The following is a 22,837-nucleotide window of genomic DNA, read 5'->3' as shown; positions in this document are numbered from 1 at the left end:
TAAGATATATCATAGAACACTCGTTACAAGAGGTGGATGGCATTTTCCGACCAGCGTCGTATCAGGCCAGACGAATGTCAGATTTGTTTGGAAATGACGCCCCGCCGCAGGACGCGCGCAATGATGAACCGAGGGACGATGCGCCACTCGCCGACCGGTTGCGACCGCGTGCGCTGGATGATGTAATTGGGCAAGAGCACCTGACCGGGCCGACCGGCGCGATTGGGCGCATGGTTGCGGCGGGCAAGCTTTCCAGCATGATCCTCTGGGGGCCTCCGGGCACGGGTAAGACCAGCATTGCGCGCCTTCTCGCCGCAGCTGTCGGAATGCGGTTCGTTTCGATCAGCGCGGTCTTTTCAGGCGTCGCCGACCTCAAGAAGGCCTTTGCCGAAGCTGACAAGATGGCGAGCGCGGGCCAGCGCACGCTCCTGTTCGTGGATGAGATCCACCGCTTCAATCGCGCGCAGCAGGACGGGTTTTTGCCCTTTGTCGAGCGCGGTACGGTCACGCTCGTCGGGGCGACCACCGAAAACCCGAGCTTTGAGCTGAACGCAGCTCTCCTCAGCCGCAGCCAAGTGTTGATCCTCGAACGGTTGAGCCACGATGCGCTCGAAGCGTTGCTCACCCGCGCCGAGGCTCTGGAAGGACCGCTGCCACTTACCGAAGAGGCACGCGCCGCCCTGATCGCGAGCGCGGATGGCGATGGCCGCTTCCTCCTCGGCCAAGCCGAAACGCTCTATAATGCGAGCCTTTCAGAGCCGCTTGACCTGTCAGCGCTCGGCCAGTTCCTGCAGCGCCGCGTCGCGGTCTATGACAAGGACCGCGAGGGGCATTACAATCTTATCAGCGCGCTCCACAAAAGCCTGCGCGGTTCAGACCCGCAGGCCTCGCTCTACTACCTCGCGCGGATGCTTACCGCTGGCGAAGAACCGCTCTATGTGCTGCGCCGCCTGGTCCGGTTCGCGAGCGAGGATATCGGTCTCGCCGATCCGCAAGCGCTCATCCAATGCCTCGCGGCCAAAGACGCCTATGAATTCCTCGGCAGTCCTGAAGGCGAACTCGCTATCGTCCAGGCCTGCCTGTACTGCGCCACCGCACCCAAATCGAACGCCGCCTATGCTGCGCAAAAATCCGCCTTCAAATCGGCGCGCGAGACCGGCAGCCTCATGCCGCCACAAAACATCCTCAACGCGCCGACCAAGCTGATGAAGGATATCGGCTATGGCGAGGGGTATTCCTACGACCACAACAGCGACGGCGGGTTTTCAGGCGACAATTACTGGCCCGAAGACATGGAGCCGCAAACCTATTACGAACCTGTCGAGCGCGGGTTTGAGCGCAAAGTGAGGGAACGAATGCAATGGTGGGACAAGAGACGGGCGGAGCTGCACGGGCAATGATCAAATTCGCGCTTCCAGTCGTCCTCGCTTGCGGTATCGCTGCACCTGCACATGCTCAGACGGAAACCCTACCCCCTGACGCCAACAAAGCATGCCCCAAAAGGCCTGTTCTGGACGATGCGACGCTCGAACGTGATACCGAGCTTGCGCTGCCACCCGAATGGGCAGGCTTCGCAGATATGTCGATGCACTGGCTCGCGGTCAGAACCCAGCTGGGATCGGTGCATTGTGTCGAAACCACATGGGCAATTAACGCGGACGCCTTCGAGAAATTGGACGACCGCTTCCTGGGCTATGAATGGAACGGTTATGAAGCGGGTGGCTACACACTGATCGACACTGCAGGCACCGGCAGCAGCACGGATACCGGCGCGAGACCAGTTTTCTCGCCGACAAGTGGTCACTTTGCCGCTGTGCAATTTTCGGATGCAGGATGGGGCGGGCTTGAAGGCTTTGCAGTCTGGCGCACGTTTACCAGCGGTATGAGCCCGGTTCATGTCGACACCAACCTGCCGACGATGGCCGATTGGCGGATCGATAAATGGGAAAATGAGGGGTGCCTGCATCTCTCAGCAGTCCCTTATGATCGCGTGGTGGATTGGCGAAAGCTCGCAGAATATCCGCGCGACCGCTATGTGTCCCGCGCCCGCGATGGCTGGAAACTGCGCGCAGGCGATAGCTGCACGGGGAGCGTTCTGCGTCCTCAAGCAGCGCAGCGGTAGGACGCAAAGAATGCGTGATTTCGATCACTTCCTCGCGATCGACTGGTCGGGCGCCAAGGGTGAGCGGCATAAGGGCATCGCGCTCGCACTCGCAGATGCGAAAGGCGGGCCACCCGTACTTGTCGAACCGCCGGCGCGAGGCTGGTCGCGGATCGATGTGCTCGACATCCTCAAACATGATCTTCCGCGCAGCACTTTGGTCGGGATCGACCTCGGCATCAGCCTGCCGTTCGAGGATGCGGGTGCGTATTTTCCCGGCTGGGATCGCAGCCCGCGCCATGCGAACGGTCTATGGGCGCTGATCGACGAGATTTGCGCAGGCGACCCGCATCTGGGCGCACACAGTTTTCTCGCGCATCCAGAGGCCGCGCGTTACTTCCGCCACAGCAAAGAGCACGTTGGCGACCGCTTTCACTTGCCCGACGCAGTCAGCCGCGAAGGCCGCTTTCGCCAGGCCGAAACCGCGCAGCGCGCTCAGAAATGTCGCCCGGTGAGCAATTTCAACCTCGTCGGCGCGGCGCAGGTCGGCAAAAGTTCGCTCACTGGGATGCGAATGCTGCACCACTTGAAAGGGCATCTGCCGGTCTGGCCGGTGCAGCCGATTCCTAAGCTGGGCTCGCTGCTGGTCGAGATTTACACCGGGCTAGCTTCGAAAGAGGCAGCGGATCTGGGCGCGCGGACGAAGTTCCTGACCTATGCCGATCTAAATGCAGCACTGGAGGCGCTCGGCAGCGCGCCGATAGACCAGACTGGCGAAGTGGACGATCATTCGTCCGACGCGCTGCTGACGGCGGCTTGGCTGCGCAAGGTTCACAAGGAAGAGCGGCGATGGGAGCCGCGCACGCTCACGGCTGAGATTGCGCGGACAGAAGGCTGGACCTTCGGCGCGCTTTAGTTTTCGCAGCGCTCACCTATAGAGATACGACTTGTCGCTGCGCTCTTTGCGGTAGCCGGTCTGCCGCAAGTCTTCGAGCATAGCCTCACGCTTGCGATCTGCTGCGGTCAGCGCCTGACGCGGCTGTTTCTTGCCATCTCCAGACGGGCTCGAAGCCGCATTGATGAGATTGATCGTCTTGAGGTTTTGCTCGCCCACCATCGATGGGATCAGAAACAGGTCAGCGATCCATAATAGCAAAAGAAGCGCCCAACCGATGATCGGAATCAGCAGCATGATAAGCCGAACCACGCCCGACTTGGTCTTGCCAGCATAGAACCGGTGAACGCTGAACATGCCGAAGAACAACCACAGCAAATAGGCGACGAGAACCGACTTCTCGTTCTCTTCAAACATCATTTGCTTGTGCGTGTATTCGTCCATTTTCCGTCCCTAAGTTCAAGACGTGGTAGGACAGACATTGTGGGCAGATCAAGCGATCCTGGACGCTGATCGACAAAGCGCAAACAACACTCGGTGTGCGACCATTGCAAAGCGGGATATTTTCTCTTGAGAGCAGCGATGCTTTCGCTTAGTGGGCGTCTCGTCTTGAAACGGGCCGGCTTAGCTCAGTTGGTAGAGCAGTTGATTTGTAATCATCAGGCCGCGGGTTCGACTCCTGCAGCCGGCACCATTCACTCCCCAAAATTCGTGTGACGCGTGAGCGAGACGTTCAACCAGGAACGCCCCGCCCGTGCTTTTCAACCGATCAGAACTCTCCCGCGATGCCTGCTCTAACGCTGGTTGAGTTGCCGCCTGCATATGTGACACCAGCGGTGATGGCGAAGTCCCCGTCGAACCGGTGCATCAGACCAGCTGAGACACCAACCTCGCCGCGATAGGTTGCAACATTGCTGGCATAGCTGGTCTTGCCCGCTTCGCTCGGGAAGTGCGGGTTGGCCTGAGCAGCGATCGAGGCAATGCCGCGCTGCGCATCCTTGTCGATCGTCTCGGTGAGATCGAACAAGGTGCTTACCCGTCCGCTCAGCGCATCGAACTGCGCGGTCGAGACTTGCGAGAAGGCGTTGAGCGCCACGCGGACATTATCAACCGACGCAGCGGTGGCCACGCTCTGACGTCCCAGCGTGCCATTGGCATCGACCGTGACCGCATCAACCGGACCGACCTGGGCAGCGGTGCTCGCATCAATGTCGCCGATGCGAACACTTGAGCCCGTGCCTCCAAGGGTTACCTGGCTGTCAGCTGTTGTAGTCGCATTCGCGCCGACCGCCGTCGAATTGGCGTGCGTGACAGTTGCGCGGAAGCCGACCGCTGTCGAGCCAACACCGTTTGCCAGAGCCGTATCACCGACCGCGGTCGCATTTGCGCCGGCCTCGGTGTCAAAGCCTACCGCAGTAGACCGACCGCCACTTGCGAGCGCGCGCTGACCAATCGCTGTGGCGCGTCCGCCCAGAGCAAAGGCAGTGTCGCCGACCGCCGTCGAACTCGTTGCAAGCGCCCTCGAACCACGACCAAAGGCTGCGCTTCGCAAAGCGCCAGCACGGGTCCCGCTGCCGATCGCCGTTGCATCTTCGCCTTGCGCCAAAGCGTCTGCACCAAAAGCACTAGCCCGAGCTGCAGAAGCCTGCGCACCCAGCACATCGCCATCCGCTCCGTCACCGCCAATGGCGATGGAAGCCGCACCAGTTGAAACCGACCCCGCACCAAACGCCAACGAGTTAATCCCAGCAGCCGATGAAGCAGCGCCAAGCGCAATTGCCTGAGTCCCCGTCGCCGATGCGCCGGACCCAGCATTGTTTACGTCACCAGAACCGATCGCTACGCTGCGGACACCGGATGCGGAGGATTGAAATCCAATTGAAGTAGACTCAATTCCAGCAGCATTGCTGCCCGTGCCTAGCGCAATGCTTCGATCTGTCGATGCAACTGCTTGAGAACCCAAGGCGACCGCGAAGCTCCCTGTCGCGTCGGAAAATGAACCGAGAGCCACTGCAGCATTGGCAGTGGCTTCGGAAAATGCTCCTACGGCAGTTGATTGGATGCCCCCAGTGGTGGACCGCGCGCCTAAGGCAGTCGAAGTGTTTCCAGGAGCAGCTGCATCGTGGCCCAACGCGGTTGCAAACTGTCCATTAGCACTAGCGAGCGCACCGATGGCCACCGCATCAGCCGCATCGGCCCGCGCCAGATTGCCGAACGCGGCTGCGCGGTCGCCTTCGGCATTGGCATCTGCGCCAATCGCAACGCTGTTCACATTGCCGGCAAATGCATCAAAGCCAATCGCAATCGCGTCCGTCCCGTCCGCTCCGGCTTGGCCGGAGGACGAATTGATCGCGACGAAAGCAAGTTTCGCAGAATCCCCTTGGAGTGCTGAGATAGCAACTGTGTTCGTATCTATACTGGAAGTGTTGGCAGCGATTGCGGCCGTATTGTTCGCAATGTCGGTCGCGTTTGAGGCAATCGCCGTCGTGTTCGTATCCGCCGTCGCCTGGGCCGCAGCAGCATCAGCCAAAGCCTGTGTCGCATCCGCCTGCGCCGCGCTGGCAGCGGAGTTTACGGCGGAAATCGCCGTGTTCAACTGACCCACTGTGGCGGCGTCTGTATTGGCTACACCATCTGTGACATTGGTGATGCGGCGTGTCGCAAACTGGCTACCTACGGAAACGGTGTTGGCCTCATCAGCAATTGATCCACTGCCGAGCGCAACCGAACCATTAGCCGAAGCATTGGCGCTCGTGCCGATCGCGGTGGCCTCAAACCCGGTCGTGCTTGCGCTGCTTCCGACCGCCAGCGTGTTCATACCTTGCGCGCTCGCCCCGACTCCAACTGCGACGTCGAGTCCTCCTGATGCTGTCGCTCCTGCACCGATGGCGACGACTGATACACCAGGCATACCTTGCGCATTGGCACCTTGGCCGATTGCAATCGAATTTCCTCCGGCAGCCAGCGATCCGTTACCAACCGCTACGCTACCCGTGCCGCCGGAAGCCGAGCTTCTCCCGATCGCAATCGCATCGCTGGCAGAGGCACCGGCAAATGCTCCGAATGAGATCGCGCCGCTCTGACTTGCGGCGCCTGCACGTCCAATCGCAATGGCATCGCCTGAAGAAGCGTTTGCCTGACGTCCCAAGGAAATCGCGGCAGTGGCCGTCGCCTGGGCATCCGTGCCGAGCGCAATGGCCGCGGCCCCGGTTGCATCACTCCCCTGCCCGACAGCTACCGCTTCACTAGCACTCGCGATAGCAAGACGGCCAAGCGATGTCGCGAAAGCGCCCGCTTGCGCGCCGGAACCAACAGCAGTCGCATCCTGTCCAGATGCATTCGACAAGTTACCAATGGCTGTCGCATCAAATGCCGTTGCAGTTGCGCTTCCACCCACTGCTGTCGATGACAACTGGGTCGCGCTCGACAGCGCCCCCACCGCAACGCTCGAAACTTCGCCGGCATTGGCAAATGCGCCAACTGCGGTTGCCAAACTTGCGGTCGCGTCTGCCGAATGGCCCAATGCGGTCGTATTGTTCTGGTTAGCGACTGCCTCATAACCAAGAGCGGTTGAATTCGAACCCGTCGCTGTCGTTCGTGCACCAATTGCGGTCGCATTGGTGCCCGTTGCGTCCGCGAAGTCCCCGCAAGCCAGGCTGTTGTCTTGACCATTTGAATTTGCAAATGAATCGTCATCGAGGACGTCTGAGACGCCATTATTATTAGTGTCTAGTATACAATCATCTGCGCGCACCTCTTGCGGCGCTATCAGCAAAACACCGATCGCTCCCAGTGACAGCGTAGTCGACAGCAGCAGTGCATTTTTCATAGAATTACCCCTTCAGTCCAAAAACTTATGTTGGGGTATCGCAGTCAATCCAGATAAACGAGACTGCCTGTTGAGTTCTCAATAGAAAAAGATGCGACTCCTGCCCCTGACGTCAGCAAAGCCATAAGCGCGCCGGCTCATTGTATCTGCGCAACGTCGGGAGCCATCATCTGCGCGAGGTCGGGAGCCATCCGTCCCGCGGATAGTCCGGCGATACGGCGCGCCCTACCCCCGCCCGCGATAGGGTTGAACGCCCTGATCGGGCACCCACAAACCCTCTGGCGCAGGGCCGCTCTGCCAGAACACGTCAATCGGGATGCCGCCGCGCGGATACCAGTAGCCGCCAATGCGCAGCCATTTCGGCTTCATCTCCTCGTTCAGACGCTGGCCGATGCCGACCGTCACATCTTCATGGAAGCCATTGTGATTGCGGAATGATCCGAGAAAGAGCTTCAAGCTCTTCGATTCCACAATCGTCTCTCCTGGCGCGTAGTCGATCACCAAATGCGCAAAATCGGGCTGGTTGGTCACCGGGCACAGCGAGGTGAACTCAGGCGCGGCAAAGCGAACCAGAAAAAGCGCGCCTTTGCGCGGATTTGGCACGTAATCGAGCACTGCCTCTTCAGGAGAATTCGGCAAAGGCGTGTCTTTGCCCAAAAAGGCGGGCGCGGCAGGGTTTTCGGGTGTGGTTTCCATGCCGCGCTGTTGCCGCGAAAGCGCGCCCTTTGCAAGCCGCACGCTGGACGCCGCGCCGTTAACTCGTAAGACAAGTCCGCGAGTGTAAGTTTTGCTATTGCAAACCGCGTTTCGCACCCAACACCCTAGATTGAAACACCGCTTAGAAGACAATGTCCCACCGCCACCGACTTTTTCCAGCACAGGCGAAAAGCACCCCTGCTTGTTCAGCGGCGGTGGCACTGACTGTGGCTCTGGCGATGCCAACACCACTGCTGGCGTCTCCAGGCGGGTTTTCGCTGCCGACGCCAACGCCCACGCCCACAGCGCGCCCAGAAGTGGAAGGCCCGGCGGATGATACAGGCGTTGTTCCGCTTGCGCCGCGTGTCATCCCGACAGAGCGTCCCACGCCTGCGCCCACCGCGAGCAATACGAACGCTCCAAGGATCGACCCGGTTCTAGACCCGACTGACACTGCGCCCCCCGATGGAGCCAACACCGGCGGATCAGCGGTGGTGCAACCCTTGCCGACGGGCACTGCATCCCGACCTCAGCAACCCGCTGAAAACCCGTCACCGGCTCAAACGCAAGCCACGGGCGTGCCATCGGGCGAGGCAGCGCCTCAGGCAACTGAAGCGAGTTCGCCTCCCACCGAAAACGCGATACCCGGCCTTGATAGCGGGGCAGCGCTGCCGACCAGCACTGATGCGCTGCCTGCGACGAGCACCGGCGAGACCGCGCCCACAACCAGCGAAGGCGCTGTGCCCTTGTGGGCATGGATCGCCGCAGGCATTGCCGCGCTTCTGGCCTTTCTCGCAGGTATGCTCTTCCTTCGACGCCGCAGCGCGACAGCAATCGTGCCCGAAATCGAGCGTCCAAAAGTTGCTCCAGTCGCTGAACCTGTGACCGGAAGCGCCGACCGTTCTACGACCGTGATGCCTCCTATTGGGCCTGCCCGCATCGACGTCGGGCTAGAAGTGGTAAGCGCAACCCGCAGCGTGATGAACTTTACGCTCGAATACCGCCTAACACTCGCCAATCGGGACACGCGCGCGGTGCGCGACGTTTCTGTGAGCGCGATTCTTACTAGCGCGCAGAAACAGATCGGGCAAGGCGGCGACCTAGGCTTTGACAAATCTCAGGCGGAGATGATTGAGCGGATCGGCCCTAGCAAAAGCCATGTGATCAGCGGGCAAACGCAATTGCCGACAGCAAAGCTGCAGGTGATGCGTCAGGGCAACAAACCGCTGTTCGTACCGCTCTTGCAGGTCACTGTTGCGCAGGGTGATAACGAGCCGGACATCCACCACTATGTGGTCGGCTTGCCGAGTGCTGCGAACACCGCGCGACTGCACCCTATCCCGCTTGATACGCCGCCCGGCGGCATTCCCGGCCTGCGCGCGCGCGAGCTTGATGTTGCTCCGGCCTAAAGCTGGATAAACCGCCCACTTGGCGCGAGCGCGAAGCCGCGCTACCGCCATTAGGGCATGAGCGATCCGTCTTCCTCTCTCGTCAGCACACGGTGGCTGGCCGACCGCTTGGGCGACGCTCGCTTGGTAGTCTTGGACGGATCAAAGCATTTACCCGCTGCGGGCCGCGATGCGGCGGCAGAGTTCGCCGCCGCGCACATCCCCGGCGCGCGCTTCACGGACCTCGACACTCTGGTCGATGAAACCTCGGACGTGCCGTCTGCTTTTCCGCGCCCCGACCAGGTGAGAGCGCGACTTGCTGAACTCGGCATAGCGCCCGGCGACCGGGTCGTGATCTATGATGACAGCGATCTCAAGTCCTCGTCCCGCGCGTGGTTGATGTTGGCAGCGCACGGCATCGATAGTGTTGCGATCCTCGATGGCGGTCTTGGCAAATGGCGCACGGAGGGCCGGCACGCTCGAAAGCGGCGCCATCGCGCCAGAGCCGACGCAAATCCCCGAGCTTGGTCCGCCTGCGCGGCTGCGGATGAAGGCCGATGTGCTCGCCAATTTGCAAACGCAGGCCGAACAAGTGCTCGATGCGCGCGCTCAAGACCGTTTTGAAGGGGCAGGAGCCGACCCGGTGCACGGGGTTGAAGGTGGCCGGGTCCCCGGATCTTGCAACTTGCCCTTCGGCGAACTGTTTGAGGCCGATGGCACGTTCAAATCGCCAACCAATTTGCGTGCGGCATTTGAGCGCGCCGGAATCGACCTCGACAAGCCTGTCATGACCACTTGCGGCAGCGGAATCACAGCCAGCGTCCTGTTGTTCGCGTTGCATCTGATCGGAAAAGACGACTGGGCGCTCTATGATGGCAGTTGGTCGGATTGGGGCGGCGATCCGGCAACTCCAAAAGAAACGGGGCTAAGGGAATAGCGATGGCGGGCAGCGGATCAGGCAAGAAAACGGGCACCAAGCTCGTCGGCGCAGGGCGGCGCAAGGAATGGACCGGACCGGTCGTAAACCCGCCCGTCTGGCGCGCGAGCACGCACCTCTACGCCTCTGAGGCCGACCGCAAAGCCGGCGGCCCGCAGCCAAAGGACGGCAAGTTCTTTTACGGACGGCAAGGCGCACCCACCCAATGGGCGCTGGCCGAGGCGCTGACCGAGCTGGAGCCGGGCGCAGCGGGCACAATGCTCTACCCCAGCGGCGTTGCGGCGATCAACGGCGCATTGATGAGCGTTTTGCGCTCCGGTGACGTGCTGCTGGTCAGTGACAATTCCTACGAACCATCGCGCATTATGGCGACCGGGTTTCTGAAGCGTTGGGGCGTCGAGCATCGCTTTTTCGACCCGCTTGACGTTGCCGCCTACGAAGATCTGTTTTGCGAGCGAACCAAAGCTGTCTGGCTCGAGAACCCCGGTAGCCTCACTATGGAGGTCTGCGACATCCCGGTGCTCACAGCGATTGCGAGAGAGCGCGGCGCGATCAGCCTGATCGACAACACCTGGGCCAGCTCGATCGGCTTTCCGGCACTGGAGCGCGGATGTGACATTGCGGTGATGAGCCTGACCAAGCATGTCGGCGGGCATTCCGATCTGATGATGGGCAGCGCGAGCGCGGGCGAGAAATTCTATCGCCGCCTGCGCCAGACGAGCCAGCAGATGGGTAACGTCGTCTCGCCCGATGATGCAGCGCTCGCCTTACGCGGGCTTCGCACAATCGGCGTCAGGCTGGAACGAGGGGCGCGAAGCGCGAAGACTATCGCAATACGGCTTCGCGATCATCCCCGTGTCGCAGCCGTCCAATGCCCCTTGTTGGAGAGCGATGCCGGACATGAGTTGTGGGCCCGCGATTTCACCGGTGGATGCGGGCTGTTCAGCTTCACGCTCGTTGAAGCAGACACCGCCAAGCGCGCCGCTTTCGTCGATGCGCTGGAACTGTTCGGCATCGGATACAGTTGGGGTGGATATGAAAGCCTCGCCCTTCCTTATGACGCCGCGCCAATCCGCGAGCGCATGCCTGTTCCTGGCGCGAAAGGCAGCGGGGCAGATGAGGCTGGCAACGCGATGAGCATTCGCCTATCGATCGGCCTTGAAGACCCGGCAGACCTTATCGAAGACCTCGAAAAGGGCTTTGCGGCAATGAAAGAGCAATGACCACAACAACCGCCCCTGCCAGCGATAATGCCGCTCCAGCCGATGCTGCGACCACGGCTACGCCCGAACCGACGCTGCCAGGTCAGGCGTGGAGCCTTGCGGAGGAAGCGCCCGTCGAAGAAGCGCGGGTGATCGAAGCGGATGGTATCAGGGAAGGCATTGCTTCGCGCAGCGAGACTGCAGGATCGGTGATCGACTCGCTCGATGCAATTGCCCTCGAATTGGGCGAGATGCGCATTTCGCTATTCGATGCGCTGCTCGTCGTCGGCGTTATCCTGCTCGTCCTGACGCTTGCATGGGCCGCGACGCGGCTGTGCATGTCGATCATCAGGCGTTTCACCAATTTCGATTCGACACAAACTCTGCTCGCGCAGAAGATCTCGACAATCCTTATCTGGACTGCCGCCTTTTTCATTGGCATCGATTTGTTGGGGATTGACCTAACTGCCTTTGCAGTCTTCTCCGGCGCATTCGGTCTTGCCATCGGTTTCGGTCTGCAAAAGACCTTTGGTAACCTCATCGCCGGCATCATCCTCTTGATGGACAAGTCTATCAAACCGGGTGACGTGATCGCGGTGACCGACGCAGCCGGGAATGAAAGCTTCGGCCAGATCCGCAAGATCGGCATTCGGGCAGTTTCCGTCACCACGCGCGATCAACGCGAATATCTGATCCCGAACGAAAACCTGATGATCAATCAGGTCGAAAACTGGTCCTACTCCTCCAAGAATGTGCGGATGCAGGTGCAGGTCGGCGTCAGCTATGACTCTGATATGAAGCTCGCCGAGGACCTGATGTTGCAGGCGGCCAAATCGTGTTCGCGAGTGCTCGACTCCCCCAAGCCAACCGTGTGGATGGCCGAATATGGCGACAGCTCGGTAAATTTCGTGATCCACTGCTGGATCCGCGATCCAGAAGACGGCGTCGGCAATGTCCGCAGCGAAGTTCTGAAGAACCTCTGGTGGCTCCTCAAAGAGAACAACATCGAAATACCGTTCCCGCAACGTGACCTCAATTTGCGAGCCAATAAGCAGTTTGAACAGCTTATCGAGGCAATGGCTGATCGCGGATCTGAAACCGGAAAATAGCGCGGCCAGATTGGTTGCAATAGCTTTCCTTATCGCACGCAAACCCATTCTCGCTGGCGAATGACGGCCCGGTCGATCATTTCTACCGCATGGAAAAAGCCGGAACAATCTATCTTGTCGGTGCAGGTCCAGGCGATCCTGACCTGCTGACCCTGCGCGCCGCGCGCCTGCTCGAAAATGCCGAGCTGGTCGTGCATGACGGGCTGGTCTCCCCCGAAATCCTAAGGCTTGCGCCCGCAAGTGCCGAGTTCATCTCAGTCGCGAAGAAACGCGCGCGCCACACTCTACCGCAGGATGACATCAACGCGCTGCTCATCCGCGAGGCGAAGAAAGGCCGCGACGTCATTCGCCTAAAGGGCGGCGATCCGCTGGTCTTCGGGCGCGGCGGTGAAGAGGCAGAAGACGCCCGCGCAGCCGGCGTCAGCGTGGAAATCGTGCCAGGTATCAGCGCCGCCAATGGCGCAGCAGCAGCAGCGCAGATCGCCCTGACCCACCGTGATGCCTCCAGCATCGTCAGCTTTGTCGCTGGCCAGTGCAAGGGACTCTCCGATCAAGACTGGTCGGGTCTTGCCGGAAAGGGGCGCACTTTGGTGATCTATATGGGCGTCAAAACCGCCCCACAGATCGCTGAAAAGCTGATGGCGGACGGCCTTGCCCCCGATGTGCCGGTCGCCGTGATCGAGAACGCTGCGCGCCCAGAAATGCGCGTGGTACGCGGACTGCTCGCAGGCCTGCCGGACCTCGTCACCACTCACAAAATCAAGAGCCCCGCCCTCATCGTTATCGGCGATGTGACCGCGCGGGATGATGCGGTGATCGCTGCAAAGGCGCTGGAGGCAGCGGTATGAAAATCCTCACAGGAAACGACCTCAAGACCGGCGAAGTCGTGTGGTGGGACGGTCAGAATTGGTCGCTCTCGGTCCACGACGCAGTCGATGTCGGCGACGCTGCTGACCAGATCATTGCCACCGAGGAGGCCGCGCGCCGCGTAAATGTGCCCTACGCTCTCGAAGCGACGCAGGACAGCGAAGGCGTGCGCCCCGCTCATATCAAAGACCGGGTGCGCGCGCTCGGACCAACCGTGCGGCGCGATCTCGCCGTGCCAACCGCCGAAAAAACCGGCTGGGACTGGGTGATCTAATGTACAAGTATGACGGATATGACCAAGCGATGGTCGATGCCCGCGTTGAGGAATTCCGCGACCAGGCCAAGCGCCGCCTTGAAGGCAAGCTGACCGAAGACCAGTTCAAACCCCTGCGGCTGATGAACGGCCTATATCTTCAGCTGCACGCCTATATGCTGCGCGTCGCCATCCCCTATGGCACGCTCAACTCGCGTCAGATGATCACGCTGGCTGACGTCGCGGACAAGTATGACCGCGGTTATGGCCACTTCACCACGCGCCAGAACCTCCAATACAATTGGATCAAGCTGGAAGACGCCGCCGACATTCTCGCCGACCTCGCCAAGGTCGAGATGCACGCGATCCAGACCAGCGGAAATTGCATCCGCAACATCTCGTCCGATCACTTCGCCGGTGCCACCCATGACGAGCTGGTCGATCCGCGTCCCTATGCCGAGCTGCTGCGTCAGTGGTCGAGCTTCCATCCGGAATTCACCTATCTGCCACGCAAGTTCAAGATCGCGGTGATTGCCAGCGATACCGACCGCGCGGCGATGCGCCTGCATGACATTGGCATTCAGATCGTCGAGCAAGAGGGCGAGATTGGTGCGCGTTTCTTCGTTGGTGGCGGCATGGGCCGCACGCCTATGATCGCACCGATGATCCGCGACTTTGTGCCACTTGATCAACTGGTTACCTATGCCGAGGCATGCCTGCGGGTCTACAATCGTTATGGTCGCCGCGACAACAAGTACAAGGCGCGGATCAAGATCCTCGTCCACGAGCTTGGCGCGGAGGAATACACTCGCCAGGTCGAAGAAGAGTTCGCACACCTTTTGGATCAGGGCGTCGAGCCACCTCGCGAGGAACTGGAGCGGATCAAGCCGTATTTTGCCGACCCTGCGTTTGAAGACGGCCCTAAGACAGTTGACCGCTCGGATCCCGATTTTGCCCTGTGGGTTGATCGCAACACCGTGCGTCATAAGCATGACAGCTATGTCAGCGCGGTTATCTCGCTAAAGCCCGTCGGCGGCATTCCCGGCGATGCAACCGGCGACCAGATGCGCCTGATGGCGAAGCTAGCCAAGCAATACAGCTTTGACGAGCTGCGTGTCATGCATACGCAGAACATCGTCCTGCCACATGTGCGGATCGCCGATTTGCATGCGCTATGGACCGAGCTGGAAGCGGCAGACCTTGGCGCGCCCAACCTCGATACGATCGAGGATATCATCGCCTGCCCCGGCCTTGATTATTGCGCGCTCGCCAATGCGCGCTCAATCACCGTCGCGCAGCGCATTTCGGAGAATTTTGCGAAGAAAGGCCGCACCGAAGAGCTCGGTCAGCTCAAGCTCAAAATCTCCGGCTGCATCAATGCCTGCGGACACCACCATGCGGGCCACATCGGCATACTTGGCGTCGATAAGAAGGGCACGGAAAACTACCAGCTCTCGCTCGGCGGCTCCGAAGCTGAAGACGTCAGCCTCGCCAAGATCACCGGCCCCGGCTTTGACGAAGACGGCGTGGTCGGCGCGGTCGAGACCGTGACCGATGTCTATCTGGCTGAGCGCGAAGAGGGAGAGCGCTTCCTCGATACCTACCGCCGTATCGGCATGACCCCGTTTAAGGAGGCCCTTTATGAGAAATGACGGCCTCAGGACCGTAGCGCTGATAGCGCAATCGGCTCATTTCCAAATATTCCTTCCATTCAGCGCGACCACAAGAGGAGGCCGGGATGGTTGAGCGTGACGACCTTGGCACAAGCCCAGATGAAGTGCAGTTCCGCTTCCGCGATGACGAAGTCGCCGATCACGGCACCGTCACCGTCGATGCGTGCTGCCATCAGACCAACGCCACCGCCGTGCGCATAGAACCGGGCGACGACGCGCGCGTGCTGCTGCCCTTCCTAGACCGGCTTGCGCTCGTCGAAGTCAATTTTCCTACCTTTGGCGATGGGCGCGGCTACTCTGCCGCACGGATCTTGCGCGAAGCGGGCTACACGGGCGAATTGCGCGCCGTTGGCGACGTACTGATCGACCAGCTTTCGCACATGCGCCGCTGCGGATTTGACGCTTTCGCCCCTGACAAACCGCTTAATGAAGAGGACGCCAAGCGCGCCTTTGCGCAGTGCGACAATGTCTATCAAAGCGCTGCGGATCGCCGGAAGACTATTCAGGAAATGCGCCATGAATAAGCCCGAAGCCCCACTTTCCACCGGGGAAGCGCGCGAACGCGCAGTCGACCGGCTCGACACCGGTCCCCGCTTTACCGAGCATGACGCAGTGCGCCTCAACCGCATGTTCCGCGGCAGCACGACGATCGAGATGCTCGAAGGGGTGATTAAAGGCGATCTCGCCGGAGATATCGCCATCGTCTCCAGCTTCGGTGCGGAGAGCGCGGTGCTGTTGCATTTAGTCGCGCAGGTTGATCCGAATGTGCCGGTGCTCTTCCTCGATACTGGCAAGCACTTTGCCAAGACCTTGGAGTATCGTGACAAAGTGGCTGAGAAAATCGGCCTCACCAACCTGATCGTCCTCACGCCCGATGAGACAGAGCTGGCCGAGAAAGATGAAAGCGGCCTGCGTTGGTCCTATGACCCTGATGGCTGCTGCGAAATCCGCAAAGTGAAGCCACTGGCCAAGGCGCTCGCTCAATACGATGCGAGCTTCACAGGACGCAAAGCGTTCCAATCCGCGACCCGCGCGCATTTACCGCGCTTCGAAATCGATGGCTCCGACGCGCAAGGACGGCTTAAGATCAACCCGCTGATTGACTGGAGTGCCGCAGACATCGCTGCCTATTTCGAAGAGCACGACCTGCCCCGCCATCCCCTGGTCGAAGAAGGCTATCCCTCGATCGGCTGCGAGCCGTGCACGCACAAGGTCGCCGAGGGTGAAGACGCACGGTCTGGCCGCTGGAAAGGCTGGGACAAGACCGAATGCGGCATCCACAAACCGGGCGAGGAACCGTTCCTCTAAAGGCTTAGAGCCAGCCTTCCGCCTTGTACCAATCGGCGGTCGTCTTGAGACCCTCTTCTCCGCTGATCTGCGGTTGCCACACCTTGGCTGGCACCGCCTTTTGCGAGCGCACGACCCAATTGGGATGGCGCATATAGCCCACCCGGTCGGCGGTAAGCTTGGCCTTGTCGCCGCGCAGCATCTTGTCCGCGCTGGCCGCGATATCGAGCACATTGCCAGGCAGATGCGGAGCGAAAACGCGCCGCCCCATTGCCTTGCCAATCGCTTTTGCAAGTTCCTTGTGACTCCAACCGCCTTCGCGCCCGTCATCGGGTTCAAAGAGCATGCGGCTGGGCGCGACGGGGCCGGTGAGCGCAATAAGCAGGCGCGCCAGATCTGAGACATGGATGATCGAGGTCGCCCCACGTGGGGGCAGCGGCACGATCCCGAACTTCGCGCTGCGGAACAGCTCGAACATGTCGATATCGCGCGGGCCGTAGACCGCAGGCGGACGCACGGTGGTCCAATCCAGCCCGCTTGCTTCGACCAGCGTTTCTGCGCGGGCTTTTGACGCGCCATAGGCCGACAGATCAGGTTCGCGCGCCGAGAGCGATGACACGAATACGAGACGCTTCACGCCAGCGGATTTCATCGCCGCGATCACGTTTTGCGTGCCAGTGACATTGGCGGTCTCGAACTCTGCCGTGTCGGGCGTATTGGTGAGGCCGGCAATGTGGATCACCGCGTTTGCGCCCGTGACCAGCTCCGCCAGCGCATCGGTGTCGTCCAGCGTGCCGCTTACCCATGTGACGCCATCGCAGGGCTGCTGCTCGCGCCTAGTCAGCGCGCGTATTTGGTGACCCTGCCGCAATGCCTCGTCCAGCGTCGTGCTGCCGACAAAACCGGTCGCGCCGGTAATCGCGAGCACGCCGCTCATCCGCGCACCATGTGATCACGGTGTACAACAGCCGCGCGCGGCGCATAGCCGAGCTTTGCCGCTTGATCGGTGTCGCGCAGGCCCAGGATCGCGCGGCATTCCTTGGCGCTGTATTCGACCAAGCCTTGCCCCAGCCGCTCGCCCTTTGGGCCATGCAGACTGACCAGCGCGCCGCGTTGAAAATCGCCTTCGACGTCGGTCAATCCGGCTGCGAGCAGGCTCGCACCTTCACTGAGCGCTGCAACACAGCCCGCATCCACGCTCAGGACGCCTTCAGGGGCCAGACGGCCGCCAAGCCAGGCCTTGCGGGCATTGTCGGAGCGGACGGGAAGAAAAATCGTGCCGCGACCGGTCTCTCTCGTCCGCGAAATTGGCGCATTATGCGTGCCGTTGATGATACCGAGCGCGATGCCAGCACGTTCAGCGATCCGCGCCGCCTGCAATTTGGCCTTCATCCCGCCCGAGCCGAGACCGGAAGAGGATTCCTCTCCCGCCAGCGCGATGATTTCTGGCGTTACACCCTCTACTGTCTCGATCAATTGCGCACCTTCCTCGGCAGGCGAGCGATCAAACAGGCCGTCTACATCAGACAGAAGGAGCACGGCATCTGCGCCCGCCGCCTGCGCCACACGCGCAGCCAGCCGGTCATTATCGCCAAAGCGAATCTCTTCGGTCGCGACGCTGTCATTTTCGTTCACGACCGGGACCGCGCCTGCTTCCAGCAGACGTTCGAGCGTCGCCGAGGCGTTGAGATAGCGCCGCCGGTCTTCCAGATCGTCGAGCGTGACCAGCATTTGCGCCGCTGTCAGGCCGTGAAAATCGAGTGTCGTCGCCCATAATTGCGCCAACGCCACCTGTCCGACGGATGCAGCGGCTTGCGCATCGGCAAGGCTCGCACGCCCACCTTTGGGGAGGCCCAGCCGCGCCGCGCCCAGCGCAATAGCGCCTGAACTGACAATGATCACTTGCGCCCCGCCCTCGCGCAGATCGCGCAAGTCGAGCGCAAGCGCGTCAAGCCAGCCGCGCGCTGGCTTGCCATCCTCGACCAGCAACGCGCTGCCGATCTTGATGACGATACGATTGCAAGTGGCCGGGTCGAGCAGCGACTTTAGATCGGTGACCATTCGCCGCCATCCTCGGTCTCGTCCTCGACCTCCGACTGGTTCGTTTCGGTCGAGGTTCGATCAGGCAGATAGCCGAGCACGGCGTCGAGCAATTGCTCGATCCCGGCACCAGTTGCACCGGATATCGCAAATACCTCGTCCGCGCCCGCCTCCATCAATTCCGCCGCAAACCCTTCGACAAGTTCCTCATCCGCCAAATCAAGCTTGTTGAGCGCGATCAATTGCGGCTTGTCCTCAAGCCCTTCGCCATAAGCGGCCAGCTCCTCGCGCACGATGCGGAATGCCTCAGCAGGATCGTCACCGGAAATGTCGACCAGGTGAATGAGCACGCGGCAACGCTCGATGTGGCCCAAGAATCGGTCGCCGATGCCTGCGCCGTCCGCTGCGCCTTCGATCAGGCCGGGAATATCCGCTAGCACAAATTCGCGGCCCTTGTGATGCACAACACCCAGCTTCGGTATCAGCGTCGTAAAGGCATAGTGGCCGACCTTCGCGCGCGCATTCGACACGACGTTGATAAAAGTCGACTTTCCGGCATTGGGTAAGCCGACGAGGCCAACGTCAGCCAGCAACTTCAGCCGCAGCCAGACCCATTCTTCCTCGCCCGGCTCGCCCGGCTGATGCTGGCGCGGGGCGCGGTTGGTCGCGCTCTTGTAAGATGCATTGCCGCGCTCGCCCTGCCCGCCCTCCAGGAAGACGATGCGCTGGCCGACTTCGGTGAAGTCCGCGAGCACCTCTTCCTTGTCCTCGGACAGCACCTGAGTGCCGACCGGCACCTTGATCACCAGGTCCTTAGCCGACGCGCCGGTCTTGTCCTTGCCCTGCCCGTGATTGCCGCGCTTGGCCTTGAAATGCTGGGCATAACGAAAGTCGATCAGCGTGTTGAGGCCAGCCACAGCTTCGAGCACAATATCGCCGCCCTTACCGCCATTGCCCCCGTCCGGGCCGCCATATTCGATATACTTCTCACGGCGAAACGAAACCGCGCCCGGTCCGCCCGCGCCCGATTTCAAATAGATTTTGGCCTGATCGAGAAAATGCATGTGCGCCTCCTATGCATTTCCCGATCAGATTGCGACCATTTTTGGCGGCCGCGCATTTTCGCCGCAAAAACTAAAATCGCGCCGATAATCCAACTAGTGCCGTTCGGCCCGGCGAAACGAAGCTGAACACCTGCTCATAGCCCTCATCCAGCAAGTTCTCGATCCGGCCAAAAGCCTCGAACTGGTCGGTCAGCTTCACTCGCGCAGCGAGATTGATAAGCGTGTAATCGTCCAAGGTTTCACGCACGGGCACAAAGCTGGGGTCGGTGAACGCAAGGTCCTCTGCCTCCCCATTGTGGCGGATCACGAGATTGGCAGAGCCAAGCTTGCGCGGATGCTCCCAGTTGAGCGCCGCGCTTGCGACGCTTTCCGGGCGGCGAACCTCGGTCACGCCATCTTCTTCCGCATCAAGATAGGTATAGGCGGCGTTGAGCGAGAAACCGCCACCCAACCGCGCATTGGCAGAGAATTCGATCCCACGCTGGGTGCTCTTGGTGTCACGATTGGCAGGGGTCGCAATGAAGTCAGGCGCGGGAAATGTGGTGAAGATTTCATCCTCGAGCTCAGCGTTGAAATAGGTGATCGAAAACTTGGCATTTCCGATTGTCTGATCGACGCCCACTTCCCAGCTGGTCGATTGTTCTGGGCGCAAATTCTCATTCCCGAGAAAGCGGTACCGTCAACGAAGCCAAACAGCTCGAAAAAGCCGGGATTCTTGATGCCCGCGCCGATCGAAGCGCGGATGCGTGTGCTGTCGGCGATGCGGTAGCCAGCACCGAGGCGGAACGTGGTCTCATCAGCAAACCGATCATTGATGTCGTGGCGCAGCGCCGCCGAGAAATCGAACCTATCGCCAGCGTAGCGATACTCGCCGACCAGACCGACATTTTCTAATTCCTGCCGCGCGGCGGAGGCGAAGCCGAACGGGTCGTCATTGCGGAAACGCTCGCGTTCCCAATCAGCGGCGAAGACCAGCGAATGCTCGTCCGCGAACTCGAAGGCGCTGACGTAAGAGGCTTTCAAGCGGTCGCCCTCGCTGCCCGACGAGCGTACCGAATGCGTTGAACGTGTCGCGCTCAATATCGGCGAATTGCAGGGATAGGTCGTGCTTCCACCGACCATTGAGCGCGTCCAGCCGCGCTCCGACAAGACTGTAAAGCGCCTCATTTTCAAAGCGCGTTCCGGGGCTGTCGATCACCAAACCAAAGGTGGGATCGGGCACGGCTGTGACGGTAAAGTTTTGATCGTTGAAATCACCCTCGGTTCGAACAAAGCGTCCCGCCGCGCGCAATTCGAACCCGTCAGCGACTTGCACTGCGCCTTTGCCCGAAACCGTATAACTGTCACGCCCGATATCGCGCGTGCCGCCGCGTGCGTTTGGCTCACCATCTGTGCTGACGACGGTCGCGCTCAATGCGAGATTGGCGTCCCGATCTCCGATACCAATGCGTGCAGAACCGTTGATCGTGTCGTTGGTTCCGCCTTCGATCTGAGCCGCAAAGCCGTTCACGTCACTTCCACTTGCGGTTTCATAGGCGACCACGCCGCCGATTGCGTCCGAGCCATAGAGCGCCGATTGCGGACCGCGCAGCACTTCGATCCGGCTGCCGATCTCAGCTTGCAGGGTGCCAATGTCAAACTCACCTGCAAACGGGTCTGACACTTCGATGCCGTCGACCAGGACGAGAACGTGGTTGGCTTCCGATCCGCGCAGCCTAATTTGCGTCTGCCCCGCTACGGCGCTGACGGCGACGCCTGGAACATCGCGCAAGACATCGGCGATCTCACGGACTTGGCGCCGTTCGATCTGTTCTGGGGTGATGAGCGACGCAGAGCCAGTAAAGTCCTCCAGCGCCAGATCTTCTGCCCTGCTGCCTGGAACGAGAATGACCTGGCCTTCATAGCAGATGGCTCCATTCCCTTCTTCATCGAGCGCGCTGATGTAGCAAACGCCATCCTTGCGCTCCTGCGCGCCCGCCGACGCACTCCACCCAAGCGCAGCCGCAGCCACGCCGCCAAACAAACATATCTTCGTCATCGGGATCCCTTCCGATTGAGCAACATTGCAGCCGCGCGAGGGATACCTCACACGGCCAGTTCAAATGTCGCTCGAAACGAAGGGTCTCCGCGCCTCACCAATCCCTGAGCGGGGCAACAAGCGACGCTCTCCGGTCGGTCTCCTGGCTCACGGGTCAATGCTTTCAGCCCACCTTCCCGGAAGCTTGCGCGTTCCAGTGGCATAAAGAGCCGATCGCTCGCCGCTTACAGTTGCAGGGACAGCCGCGGATTTGCCCGTCTGAGGATTTCAGACGCGCGCACCGCATTCCCGCTACCGAAGTGCTGGCTTGGCCTACGCCGCCCCAAAGGGCAGCGCAAGTATTCTAGTTGGAGCCCGGACCAGCCGCTGCCGTATCAGCGTCCGAAATAGGCTGAGTGACAGGCTGCGAGACCGTGTCCTCCGCTGCCGGCACAATCGGAACTCGCGCATTGCCCGTCGTGCCAGGATCGGCAACGGCACCGCTTACTGGAGGTGTCGGAATGATCCCCTCCGTACGGGCGCGTTGCACCGCAACCCAACCGGGCTGTGATGAACCATAGCGCTCGCCATAGCGCGCATCCCAAGCCGCACTATCACGTTCATACGCCTCATAGGCGGTGAAGAAACGCTCAAACGGCGCTTCAATGATCGGGAAATTGGCTGTCGCAAAGGCGATGGGATCCTGGCTGGTGTCAGCAAGATAGCGGTTCGAGATATCCAAGGCAGTGCTGCAGAAATCACGGCGCGCGGGTGGCAATGCAAAGAAATTATAGACGCTCGTCATCTTGCCTTCGCGAGCCATGATTGCATTGCGCCTTGAGCTCAACTGGCTGCGATAGACACGGTCAATCCGGTCGTTCACGCGCTTCAATGCGCGAGCATGCTTCTTGATGTAGTCACTATACGCGCCGAGCACAGGCTCGCTTCGGGCAGACGTGCAATTGAGGGCAGCAACGTTCCAAGCAGAGCGGAAATGCCACACCTTCTCATCGTCGGTTATGCCACGATTGATCGTCGCGCGTTGGCCATCAGCCCCGGCTCGCGGAATGTCCATAATATAGGAGGCACCTTGCGGCGGCAGCGGGCGATAGGGGATCACTTCCGCAACTGGCGGAGGCGGTGGTGGCGGAGGCGGTGGTGGCGGCGGAGTAACGCAAGCGCTCAGCGCTGCGGCACCGACCGCAATCGTCGTGACTCGCAAGCCGATACCGGCAAAGCCTGCGCGAGCCTGATTGTCGGAACCATTCGTGTTATGCCGGCCATCATTGCTGGCCTGCTGTCCTGCGCTCATTATCTATCGCCTTTTTCATTTTTTTTGAGTTGCGCCCAAAGGGATCTCAAACCTGTTGCTCTAATCTGCCTTGACCTGGGCTGAAGCGCAATGCGCTCTCACACCTAAATCCCAAAGCAAATGCCCGGAAGCGCCATGAACGCCCCGGGCATCGCATTATTTCAAGT

21 protein-coding genes, 1 tRNA gene, 2 pseudogenes and 1 riboswitch are annotated in these 22,837 nt (G+C 60.6%); of the genes and pseudogenes, 14 read left to right on the top strand and 10 right to left on the bottom strand.

Annotated elements, in window-relative coordinates:
- The first annotated feature begins 74 nt into the window (after window positions 1–74).
- Genes ACZ1GU_RS04365 through ACZ1GU_RS04355 form a run of 3 tightly spaced genes read left to right on the top strand, consistent with a single transcriptional unit; the run spans window position 75 to window position 3,017 of the window.
- A complete protein-coding gene (locus tag ACZ1GU_RS04365; RefSeq protein WP_472646862.1) occupies window positions 75–1,400 on the top strand; it encodes a replication-associated recombination protein A in 1,326 nt (441 codons plus the stop codon).
- Window positions 1,361–2,122 (top strand): hypothetical protein, encoded by a 762-nt coding sequence (locus tag ACZ1GU_RS04360; protein WP_472646861.1) that lies wholly within the window; start codon window positions 1,361–1,363, stop codon window positions 2,120–2,122. The genes ACZ1GU_RS04365 and ACZ1GU_RS04360 overlap by 40 nt, the downstream gene beginning before the upstream one ends.
- Before the next feature lie 10 nt (window positions 2,123–2,132).
- Window positions 2,133–3,017: a hypothetical protein gene (locus ACZ1GU_RS04355; protein WP_472646860.1), complete on the top strand. Its 885-nt coding sequence runs from the start codon at window positions 2,133–2,135 to the stop codon at window positions 3,015–3,017.
- A gap of 12 nt (window positions 3,018–3,029) precedes the next feature.
- Here the strand turns inward: ACZ1GU_RS04355 and ACZ1GU_RS04350 are convergent, their stop codons facing one another.
- The gene (locus ACZ1GU_RS04350; protein WP_472646859.1) at window positions 3,030–3,440 is read right to left on the bottom strand and encodes a TM2 domain-containing protein; all 411 of its coding nucleotides are present in this window, start codon (window positions 3,438–3,440) and stop codon (window positions 3,030–3,032) included.
- A 174-nt stretch (window positions 3,441–3,614) separates the two neighbouring features.
- Here ACZ1GU_RS04350 and ACZ1GU_RS04345 point away from each other — a divergent pair.
- Window positions 3,615–3,690 (top strand) — tRNA-Thr (locus tag ACZ1GU_RS04345).
- A 75-nt stretch (window positions 3,691–3,765) separates the two neighbouring features.
- Here the strand turns inward: ACZ1GU_RS04345 and ACZ1GU_RS04340 are convergent.
- Together ACZ1GU_RS04340 and queF are read right to left on the bottom strand one after the other, a co-directional pair.
- Window positions 3,766–6,825 (bottom strand): YadA-like family protein, encoded by a 3,060-nt coding sequence (locus tag ACZ1GU_RS04340; RefSeq protein WP_472646858.1) that lies wholly within the window; start codon window positions 6,823–6,825, stop codon window positions 3,766–3,768.
- A 225-nt stretch (window positions 6,826–7,050) separates the two neighbouring features.
- Window positions 7,051–7,521 (bottom strand): preQ(1) synthase, encoded by a 471-nt coding sequence (gene queF / locus ACZ1GU_RS04335; RefSeq protein WP_472648711.1) that lies wholly within the window; start codon window positions 7,519–7,521, stop codon window positions 7,051–7,053.
- Window positions 7,522–7,760: 239 nt separating this feature from the next.
- On the opposite strand from queF, the gene ACZ1GU_RS04330 reads away from it, so the two are divergent.
- The 10 genes and pseudogenes from ACZ1GU_RS04330 to ACZ1GU_RS04285 all read left to right on the top strand — a co-directional run bounded on the left by ACZ1GU_RS04330 (window position 7,761) and on the right by ACZ1GU_RS04285 (window position 16,258).
- The gene (locus tag ACZ1GU_RS04330; RefSeq protein ID WP_472646857.1) at window positions 7,761–8,930 is read left to right on the top strand and encodes a hypothetical protein; all 1,170 of its coding nucleotides are present in this window, start codon (window positions 7,761–7,763) and stop codon (window positions 8,928–8,930) included.
- A 57-nt stretch (window positions 8,931–8,987) separates the two neighbouring features.
- A pseudogene (locus ACZ1GU_RS04325) lies at window positions 8,988–9,314 on the top strand (rhodanese-like domain-containing protein); the annotation flags it as partial.
- Between the two features lie 34 nt (window positions 9,315–9,348).
- Window positions 9,349–9,846: a sulfurtransferase gene (locus tag ACZ1GU_RS04320; protein ID WP_472646856.1), complete on the top strand. Its 498-nt coding sequence runs from the start codon at window positions 9,349–9,351 to the stop codon at window positions 9,844–9,846.
- A 2-nt stretch (window positions 9,847–9,848) separates the two neighbouring features.
- Window positions 9,849–11,069, top strand: a complete 1,221-nt coding sequence (gene metC, locus ACZ1GU_RS04315) for a cystathionine beta-lyase (RefSeq protein ID WP_472646855.1) — start codon at window positions 9,849–9,851, stop codon at window positions 11,067–11,069.
- Window positions 11,066–12,157, top strand: a complete 1,092-nt coding sequence (locus ACZ1GU_RS04310) for a mechanosensitive ion channel family protein (protein WP_472646854.1) — start codon at window positions 11,066–11,068, stop codon at window positions 12,155–12,157. Before metC ends, ACZ1GU_RS04310 begins: the two co-directional genes overlap by 4 nt.
- 89 nt (window positions 12,158–12,246) lie before the next feature.
- Window positions 12,247–13,005 (top strand): uroporphyrinogen-III C-methyltransferase, encoded by a 759-nt coding sequence (cobA, locus tag ACZ1GU_RS04305; protein ID WP_472646853.1) that lies wholly within the window; start codon window positions 12,247–12,249, stop codon window positions 13,003–13,005.
- Window positions 13,002–13,298 carry a DUF2849 domain-containing protein gene (locus ACZ1GU_RS04300; protein WP_472646852.1) on the top strand — a complete coding sequence of 99 codons (297 nt, stop codon included), beginning with the start codon at window positions 13,002–13,004 and terminating at the stop codon, window positions 13,296–13,298. The genes cobA and ACZ1GU_RS04300 overlap by 4 nt, the downstream gene beginning before the upstream one ends.
- Window positions 13,298–14,929 (top strand): nitrite/sulfite reductase, encoded by a 1,632-nt coding sequence (locus ACZ1GU_RS04295; protein WP_472646851.1) that lies wholly within the window; start codon window positions 13,298–13,300, stop codon window positions 14,927–14,929. Before ACZ1GU_RS04300 ends, ACZ1GU_RS04295 begins: the two co-directional genes overlap by 1 nt.
- Before the next feature lie 86 nt (window positions 14,930–15,015).
- A complete protein-coding gene (locus ACZ1GU_RS04290) occupies window positions 15,016–15,474 on the top strand; it encodes a DUF934 domain-containing protein (protein ID WP_472646850.1) in 459 nt (152 codons plus the stop codon).
- Window positions 15,467–16,258 carry a phosphoadenylyl-sulfate reductase gene (locus ACZ1GU_RS04285; RefSeq protein WP_472646849.1) on the top strand — a complete coding sequence of 264 codons (792 nt, stop codon included), beginning with the start codon at window positions 15,467–15,469 and terminating at the stop codon, window positions 16,256–16,258. The genes ACZ1GU_RS04290 and ACZ1GU_RS04285 overlap by 8 nt, the downstream gene beginning before the upstream one ends.
- 4 nt (window positions 16,259–16,262) lie before the next feature.
- Here ACZ1GU_RS04285 and ACZ1GU_RS04280 read toward each other — a convergent pair whose 3' ends face one another.
- The 7 genes and pseudogenes from ACZ1GU_RS04280 to ACZ1GU_RS04250 all read right to left on the bottom strand — a co-directional run bounded on the left by ACZ1GU_RS04280 (window position 16,263) and on the right by ACZ1GU_RS04250 (window position 22,670).
- Window positions 16,263–17,174, bottom strand: coding sequence for an NAD-dependent epimerase/dehydratase family protein (locus tag ACZ1GU_RS04280; RefSeq protein WP_472646848.1), 912 nt, complete (start codon window positions 17,172–17,174; stop codon window positions 16,263–16,265).
- Window positions 17,171–18,298 carry a glutamate 5-kinase gene (proB, locus tag ACZ1GU_RS04275; protein WP_472646847.1) on the bottom strand — a complete coding sequence of 376 codons (1,128 nt, stop codon included), beginning with the start codon at window positions 18,296–18,298 and terminating at the stop codon, window positions 17,171–17,173. Before proB ends, ACZ1GU_RS04280 begins: the two co-directional genes overlap by 4 nt.
- Window positions 18,283–19,341 (bottom strand): GTPase ObgE, encoded by a 1,059-nt coding sequence (gene obgE, locus ACZ1GU_RS04270; protein WP_472646846.1) that lies wholly within the window; start codon window positions 19,339–19,341, stop codon window positions 18,283–18,285. The genes proB and obgE overlap by 16 nt, the downstream gene beginning before the upstream one ends.
- 70 nt (window positions 19,342–19,411) lie before the next feature.
- Window positions 19,412–19,963, bottom strand: coding sequence for a TonB-dependent receptor domain-containing protein (locus ACZ1GU_RS04265; protein ID WP_472646845.1), 552 nt, complete (start codon window positions 19,961–19,963; stop codon window positions 19,412–19,414).
- 122 nt (window positions 19,964–20,085) lie between these two features.
- Window positions 20,086–20,364 (bottom strand): annotated as a pseudogene (locus tag ACZ1GU_RS04260) (TonB-dependent receptor plug domain-containing protein); the annotation flags it as partial.
- The gene (locus tag ACZ1GU_RS04255) at window positions 20,300–21,379 is read right to left on the bottom strand and encodes a TonB-dependent receptor (RefSeq protein ID WP_472646844.1); all 1,080 of its coding nucleotides are present in this window, start codon (window positions 21,377–21,379) and stop codon (window positions 20,300–20,302) included. The gene ACZ1GU_RS04255 and the pseudogene ACZ1GU_RS04260, both read right to left, overlap by 65 nt.
- Window positions 21,380–21,494: 115 nt before the next feature.
- Window positions 21,495–21,721, bottom strand: a riboswitch (cobalamin riboswitch).
- Between the two features lies 1 nt (window position 21,722).
- A complete protein-coding gene (locus ACZ1GU_RS04250) occupies window positions 21,723–22,670 on the bottom strand; it encodes a hypothetical protein (protein ID WP_472646843.1) in 948 nt (315 codons plus the stop codon).
- Window positions 22,671–22,837 lie beyond the last annotated feature (167 nt).

It is taken from the genome of Erythrobacter sp. HA7-11, from assembly GCF_055693605.1.
The sequence above is the reverse complement of the archived record's forward strand: the minus strand, read 5'-3'. Positions and strand labels throughout refer to the sequence as shown.

Bases quoted from the DNA above. Each gene is read 5' to 3' on its own strand.
- ACZ1GU_RS04280 (WP_472646848.1), bottom strand. From the start codon at position 17,174: ATGAGCGGCGTGCTCGCGATTACCGGCGCGACCGGTTTTGTCGGCAGC.
- ACZ1GU_RS04360 (WP_472646861.1), top strand. From the start codon at position 1,361: ATGGTGGGACAAGAGACGGGCGGAGCTGCACGGGCAATGATCAAATTC.
- ACZ1GU_RS04340 (WP_472646858.1), bottom strand. From the start codon at position 6,825: ATGAAAAATGCACTGCTGCTGTCGACTACGCTGTCACTGGGAGCGATC.
- ACZ1GU_RS04330 (WP_472646857.1), top strand. From the start codon at position 7,761: ATGCCAACACCACTGCTGGCGTCTCCAGGCGGGTTTTCGCTGCCGACG.
- ACZ1GU_RS04365 (WP_472646862.1), top strand. From the start codon at position 75: ATGTCAGATTTGTTTGGAAATGACGCCCCGCCGCAGGACGCGCGCAAT.
- ACZ1GU_RS04285 (WP_472646849.1), top strand. From the start codon at position 15,467: ATGAATAAGCCCGAAGCCCCACTTTCCACCGGGGAAGCGCGCGAACGC.
- ACZ1GU_RS04255 (WP_472646844.1), bottom strand. From the start codon at position 21,379: ATGACGAAGATATGTTTGTTTGGCGGCGTGGCTGCGGCTGCGCTTGGG.
- obgE (WP_472646846.1), bottom strand. From the start codon at position 19,341: ATGCATTTTCTCGATCAGGCCAAAATCTATTTGAAATCGGGCGCGGGC.
- ACZ1GU_RS04290 (WP_472646850.1), top strand. From the start codon at position 15,016: ATGGTTGAGCGTGACGACCTTGGCACAAGCCCAGATGAAGTGCAGTTC.
- proB (WP_472646847.1), bottom strand. From the start codon at position 18,298: ATGGTCACCGATCTAAAGTCGCTGCTCGACCCGGCCACTTGCAATCGT.
- ACZ1GU_RS04355 (WP_472646860.1), top strand. From the start codon at position 2,133: ATGCGTGATTTCGATCACTTCCTCGCGATCGACTGGTCGGGCGCCAAG.
- metC (WP_472646855.1), top strand. From the start codon at position 9,849: ATGGCGGGCAGCGGATCAGGCAAGAAAACGGGCACCAAGCTCGTCGGC.
- ACZ1GU_RS04320 (WP_472646856.1), top strand. From the start codon at position 9,349: ATGGCGGTCTTGGCAAATGGCGCACGGAGGGCCGGCACGCTCGAAAGC.
- cobA (WP_472646853.1), top strand. From the start codon at position 12,247: ATGGAAAAAGCCGGAACAATCTATCTTGTCGGTGCAGGTCCAGGCGAT.
- ACZ1GU_RS04295 (WP_472646851.1), top strand. From the start codon at position 13,298: ATGTACAAGTATGACGGATATGACCAAGCGATGGTCGATGCCCGCGTT.
- ACZ1GU_RS04350 (WP_472646859.1), bottom strand. From the start codon at position 3,440: ATGGACGAATACACGCACAAGCAAATGATGTTTGAAGAGAACGAGAAG.
- ACZ1GU_RS04250 (WP_472646843.1), bottom strand. From the start codon at position 22,670: ATGAGCGCAGGACAGCAGGCCAGCAATGATGGCCGGCATAACACGAAT.
- queF (WP_472648711.1), bottom strand. From the start codon at position 7,521: ATGGAAACCACACCCGAAAACCCTGCCGCGCCCGCCTTTTTGGGCAAA.
- ACZ1GU_RS04310 (WP_472646854.1), top strand. From the start codon at position 11,066: ATGACCACAACAACCGCCCCTGCCAGCGATAATGCCGCTCCAGCCGAT.
- ACZ1GU_RS04300 (WP_472646852.1), top strand. From the start codon at position 13,002: ATGAAAATCCTCACAGGAAACGACCTCAAGACCGGCGAAGTCGTGTGG.